Here is a 5915-nt window from a genome sequence, read left to right on the forward strand (position 1 = left end):
CGCCAGACGGTGGATGTTGGCGAAATCGATATGCTGAAGTGGTGATTTGCTATGTACGGTCTGTATGAGTACGCCTGGCTCATTCTGGCCGCTCCGCTGGCGTCGTTCGCGGTGATCGTCTTTGGGACGCGCATGGCCGATCTGTGGAGCCGCCATCATGGGCAGACGGCGCAGGACTACGCGGCCTACCTGCGCGAGGCGGACCCGGCCTTTGCCGCCTGGGAGGCAACGCGCGGCGCCGGCGGACATGCTGAGCAGCAGCACGCCGCTCATGCGGCAGGGCACGCTGAGGACGCGGCGCACGCGGGGCATGAGGGAGAGGCGGGACACCAAGGACACCACGGTGATCCCTACGATGATGATCCAACGGTGCCGTATTTGACCCCCTGGGCGAAGTTGAGCGGCTACGTGGGTATTGTTTTGATGCTCTTCGCCTGCCTCTATTCCTGGTTGCTGCTCTTCGCTTCGCTCGGTCTGCTCCCCGGTACTCCACGCCTGCCCGAGGGAGGAATCACGCTCTTCTCCTATACCTGGGGCAGCGATGCCGCCTTCCAACCCTATACCATTGCTTTCCACCTGGATAATCTGGCCCTGGCGATGACGGTGGTGGTGACAACCGTCTCTCTGCTGGTGCAGTTCTATTCCCAGGGCTATATGGCCCAGTCCGCCGGCTACGCTCGCTTCTTCGCTTACCTGTCGCTCTTCGCTTTCTCAATGCTGACCATTGTCTTCGCGGCGAATTTCCTGGTGATTTTCGTCGGCTGGGAGCTGGTCGGCTTGAGTTCTTACCTGCTGATCGGTTTCTGGATCAATAAGCGGGCCAAACCCGCTGAGGAGCGCCCGGCTCCCGCCAGCGCTGCGCTGCAAGCCTTCGTCATGAACCGCATCGGTGATGTGGGCTTTATTCTCGGCATTATGATCCTGTTCGCGACGACGGGCACCTTCGATTTCGCGACGCTGGCCGGTAGCGGTCCCCACGGGGTGGCCCAGGCTTTCGCCGGTAATCAGGCGCTGCTGACCCTGGCGATGATCCTGGTCTTCTGCGGCGCCATCGGGAAATCAGCCCAGGTGCCGCTGCATACCTGGCTGCCGTCGGCGATGGAGGGTCCGACCCCGGTGAGTGCTTTGATCCACGCGGCGACGATGGTGGCCGCCGGCGTCTATATGGTGGCGCGCACCTTCGCGCTCTTCTCCGCCGCCGGCCCGCAGGCTTTCGGCGTGGTGGCCTGGATCGGTGGTATCACGGCCATCTTTGCAGCAACGATCGGTCTGACGCAGACAGACTTTAAACGGGTGCTGGCCTTCTCGACGATCAGCCAGCTCGGCTATATGTTCGTGGGCCTCGGGGTGGCTGGCACGGAGATCGGCCCGGGCGCCGGTATGTTCCATCTGTTCACGCATGCTTTCTTTAAGGCGCTGCTCTTCCTGGGCGCCGGCAGCGTGCTGCATGCGCTCCATCATGCCATGCACCGCGAGGTCCAGGATATGCGCTTGATGGGCGGCCTGGCCCGCTTTATGCCGATTACGGCAGCGACCTGGTTGATCGCCGGCCTGTCGATCTCCGGCTTCCCCTTCCTCTCCGGTTTCTATAGCAAGGAGACGCTGATTTCGCTGGCCTTCGAGCATGGCGATTATGCGCTGTGGGCGATTACGCTGGTGACTGCCGGGCTGACGGCGTTCTATATGTTCCGCGCTTTCTTCCTGGCCTTTGGCGGTAAGGGCGGCGCGCTTGGTGGCATCTGGGGCGGCCCTTATCGGGGTGAGGGAACGCCGCATGAGTCGCCAGTGACGATGACGCTGCCGCTGGTGATTCTGGCGATCTTCTCGATCTTCGCCGGTTACTGGGTGGGTTTCTTCCAGTATCTGGACCCCCATGCGCCGCTGCTGGATCTGGGCAAGCTCTTTAGCGATGGCTTGACCTGGCTGGGCGTGGCGCTCTCGCTGCTGGGCATCGCCTGGGCCTATGTGCTCTATTGTGCGGTCGGCTGGGAGCGGGTTCATAAGGTGGTTGAGGCTAACGCGGTTCTGCGTTTCTTCCATCGTCTGCTGCTGCACCGCTATTATGTGGATACGCTCTATGACTGGATTGTGCGCTATGTGGTGCTGGGCCTCTGCCATGTGGCGGCGGCTTTCGATCGCTTCGTGGTGGATGGTATTGTCAATGGGGTGGCGAGCCTGGTCATGGAGCTGGGCAGCGGTCTGAGGCGCGCGGAGACCGGCAAGGTGCAGGCGTATATGACGGTCTTTTTCGGTGGGATCGCGGTCTTTGCCGTGGTTGTCTTTGTGCTGGCTACGCTCAGATAGAGGGGAGGGAGCGCTGTGATCTTTGCCTACGATCTCACCTGGATTCTCTTGCTGCCGACGCTCGGCGGAGTGCTGGCGATGGCGGCGCCGGTCCGTCTCTCACGCTGGCTGGCGCTGGCCTTTAGCGCGGCGACGCTGGCGCTCTCGCTCTGGATCTTCCTGCGGATCGCCGTGGCTACCGGCTACCATTTCGGGTCGGTGACGGACCCGAAGGCCGATCCGGCTTCGATCGATGTGGTGCAGCTCCCCTGGATTCAGTTCCAGCTTGGGTCGGTAACGTTCCGTATCGATTATTATCTGGGCGTGGATGGCCTGAGCCTGCCGCTGGTGATCTTGAATGCTTTGCTGACGGTGCTGGCGGTGATTGGCGGCTGGGAGAAGCCACGGGTGAAGGAGTATATGGCCCTCTTGCTGCTGCTGGAGGCGGGAGTAATGGGGGTCTTTATGGCCCTGGATCTGCTGCTCTTCTTCCTGTTCTGGGAGGTGGAGCTGGCGCCGATGTTCTTGCTGATCGGCATCTGGGGCAGCGAGACGGTAAAGCATGGGATGCCAGGCCGCATTTATTCGGCTTGGAAGTTCTTGTTGTATACCTTCTTCGGCAGTATCTTTATGCTGGCTGGGATCTTGCTGGTCTATTTCCAGGCCGGCCAGAATACGGCCAGTCTGCCGGTCTTGATGCAACACCTGCTGCCAGCCAGTACAGGGGTGACGCTCCCGCTGCTCGGGGTGACGATGGGGTCGCAGCTGCTGGCTTTCTTGCTGGTCTTTGTGGCCTTCGCCGTCAAGATCCCGATGTTCCCGCTGCATACCTGGCTGCCAGATGCGCATACAGATGCCCCCACTGAGGTGAGTGTGATTCTGGCGGGCGTGCTGCTGAAGATGGGCGCCTATGGGCTGATCCGCATCTGCCTGGGCCTCTTCCCGGATGGGCTGCAGCAGTTTGCGCCCCTGCTGGTGGTGCTGGCGGTGATCAATATTCTGTATGGGGCGGCGATCTGCCTGGTGCAGAAGGATATGAAGCGCCTGGTGGCCTACTCCAGTGTGAGCCATATGGGGGTGATTCTGCTGGGCGTGGCGGCGGCGGCGATGGCGATCCACACGAGCAATCCCGATGTGGCCCACTTCGGAACGGCGGCTTTGATGGGGGCAACGGTGCAGATGATCAGCCACGGGCTGATCACAAGCCTGCTCTTCTTCTGCGTGGGCGTGATCTACGATCGGGCCCATACGCGCGAGATCGAGATCTTCGGCGGGGTGGCCAAGCGGATGCCGCTGTGGGCGACGCTCTTTACGTTCGCCGGTCTGGCATCGCTCGGTCTGCCGGGTCTGGCGGGCTTCGTGGCGGAGTACATGGTCTTTACGAGCAGCTACCGCATCTGGCCAGTGCCGACGGCAATTGCGGTCTTTACGATGATTCTGACGGCGGCTTATCTGCTGTGGATGTTGAAGCGGGTGCTGTTCGGCCCCTTCAATCTGCGCTGGAATTGGCTGCCCGATGCTTCCTGGCGCGAGGCGATCCCGCTGGTGACGCTGGCGGCCTTCATCGTGCTGGTCGGGGTCTATCCCGGCTTCTTGTTGGATGTCATCGTGCCGGCTCTGCATCATCTGCTGCCGGTGGCTACAACAGCGCTGGGTCGCTAGGTAGGAGGCGCGTCTATGGCTACGGGTTTTAAGGTTGCTGATCTCTACTTGCTCTCGCCGGAGCTGAGCCTGACGCTGTTGGCGCTGGTGGTGATGGCTGTCGATCTGTTTGTGAAGCGCCGCGCGGTGACGGCGGCAGTGGCGCTGGTGGGCCTGCTGGTGCCGGCGTTCTTTACAATTTCGCTGATTCTGACAAATACCGGTTCAGCCCGCCATGCGTTCTTTAACATGCTGGTGGTCGATAACTACGCGCTGTTCTTCAAGGTGGTCTTTCTCCTGATCGCGGCGGTGATGATCCTGTCTTCGTACTCGTACGTTTCGAAGTACGTGCGGGGCGCGGGCGAGTTCTATACACTGCTGCTCTTTTCGACGACCGGCATGATGTTGATGGCCAGCACCGGTGAGCTGATTTCTCTGTATATCTCGCTGGAGCTGACAAGCTTCCCGCTGTATGTGATGGCCGGGCTGCTGCGCACCGATCAGCGCTCGGCGGAGGCGGCGGTGAAGTATGTGCTGCTGGGGGCGATGTCCTCGGCGATCCTGCTCTACGGGCTGGCGCTGCTCTATGGATTGACGGGGACGACAGATCTGCTGAGCATCGCCGGGACGTTCGCTAAGGGCCTGCAGGATGGGAATCTGTTGGTGATTGTGGCGGATATTCTGATCCTGGCCGGCTTCGGCTTTAAGATTTCGGCGGTGCCCTTCCATATGTGGGCGCCCGATATCTATGAGGGGGCGCCAACGCCGGCAACGGCTTTCTTCTCGGTCGGCTCGAAGGCGGCGGGCTTTGCCGGCCTGCTGCGCATTTTCTTCTACGGCGGGCTGAATCTGCGCGATCTGCCTCAGCTGGTGGTGGTGGTGGCGATTATGGCCATCCTGACGATGACGCTGGGCAATGTGGTGGCGGCGGTGCAGTCGAATGTGAAGCGTATGATGGCCTATTCGAGCATTGCGCAGGCGGGCTATCTGCTGGTGGGCTTCTGCGCAAGCCTGGCAACGGGCCGCCCCGAGGGCAATGCCGCTGTGCTCTTCTTTATCCTGGTCTATGTGCTGACCAATCTGGGGGCCTTCGCGGGGATTATCGCCCTGGCCAATGCGACGGGCGGGGAGCAGATCGAGGACTTCCGCGGGCTGGCACGGCGTGAGCCGCTGGTGAGCCTGGGTACGGCGCTCTGTCTGTTGTCGCTGGCGGGGATTCCTCCGGTGGCCGGTTTCTGGAGCAAGGTCTTTCTCTTCAGTGCGGCCTGGAGCCAGGGGGTGGAGATGAATCAGCCCTGGCTGCAGTGGCTGGTGATTATCGCCTTGCTCAATAGTGTGGTGTCGCTGGTCTACTATGGGCGCATTGTGAAGGCAATGTACTTCGATGCGCCGCCCAAGGAGGACCGCCTGTCGACGCCACTGGGCTTGAGTTCGTCGATCGTGCTGGCCACGGCGGCTCTGCTGGTGCTGATTGTGGTGGCGCAGGTGGTGCTGAATTGGGCGTTGCCAGCGGCGTCGATGCTCTTCGCTTCGGCGCAGGGCGTGCTGACGGCGCTGGGCCACTAGGGAGCCTTGCCAGCTCAGGATAGTGCGCTACGGCTATAGGCTCTAGCTAGCCAGATAGACAGCTCGAAGGAGGACGGTTCGTGAGAGCGAGCCGTCCTCTTTTGCTGCGTGGCTGGTTTGGCCGCGCTGTTTTCGACAATGAAGCAGGCTTTCTGTTTACGTGTTCTCTGAAGCGTATGGGCAGCGGTCGAGGCGCCTCCTGTGATTGCACCTCTAGCAGATGCCTAGTTCGAGGCCGAGCCGCTGCACGCTGGCATCGGTCGGCGCCTTCGCGCTCAGGCTGGCGTGCAACGCTCTCAGCTCCGGCTCCACTTTCGCCGATCCCGTCTCTTGCGCCGCCTCCCACGCCTTCACCCCCAGCCAGGCACTCTGCTCTACATCCCCCTGCGCCCAAAACAGCTTCGCCTCCGTCACGTTCAGGTACA

At 61.6% G+C, this 5915-nt stretch carries 4 protein-coding genes; 3 read left to right on the top strand and 1 reads right to left on the bottom strand.

Features of this window, described 5'->3' with window-relative positions:
- Positions 1 to 51: 51 nt before the first annotated feature.
- The 3 genes from nuoL to IRZ24_RS15745 are packed head-to-tail and all read left to right on the top strand — an operon-like array spanning position 52 to position 5490.
- Positions 52 to 2304, top strand: a complete 2253-nt coding sequence (nuoL, locus tag IRZ24_RS15735) for an NADH-quinone oxidoreductase subunit L (RefSeq protein ID WP_297166011.1) — start codon at positions 52 to 54, stop codon at positions 2302 to 2304.
- Positions 2305 to 2319: 15 nt separating this feature from the next.
- Positions 2320 to 3945 carry an NADH-quinone oxidoreductase subunit M gene (locus IRZ24_RS15740; protein WP_297166014.1) on the top strand — a complete coding sequence of 542 codons (1626 nt, stop codon included), beginning with the start codon at positions 2320 to 2322 and terminating at the stop codon, positions 3943 to 3945.
- Between the two features lie 15 nt (positions 3946 to 3960).
- The gene (locus tag IRZ24_RS15745) at positions 3961 to 5490 is read left to right on the top strand and encodes an NADH-quinone oxidoreductase subunit N (RefSeq protein WP_297166017.1); all 1530 of its coding nucleotides are present in this window, start codon (positions 3961 to 3963) and stop codon (positions 5488 to 5490) included.
- A 213-nt stretch (positions 5491 to 5703) separates the two neighbouring features.
- On the opposite strand, the gene IRZ24_RS15750 is transcribed toward IRZ24_RS15745, so the two are convergent.
- Positions 5704 to 5915, bottom strand: a 212-nt coding sequence (locus tag IRZ24_RS15750; protein ID WP_297166020.1) for a hypothetical protein, incomplete at its 5' end; no start/stop codon positions are given.

The organism is Thermogemmatispora sp., from assembly GCF_019683755.1.
In the GTDB taxonomy this organism is placed as follows: domain Bacteria; phylum Chloroflexota; class Ktedonobacteria; order Ktedonobacterales; family Ktedonobacteraceae; genus Thermogemmatispora.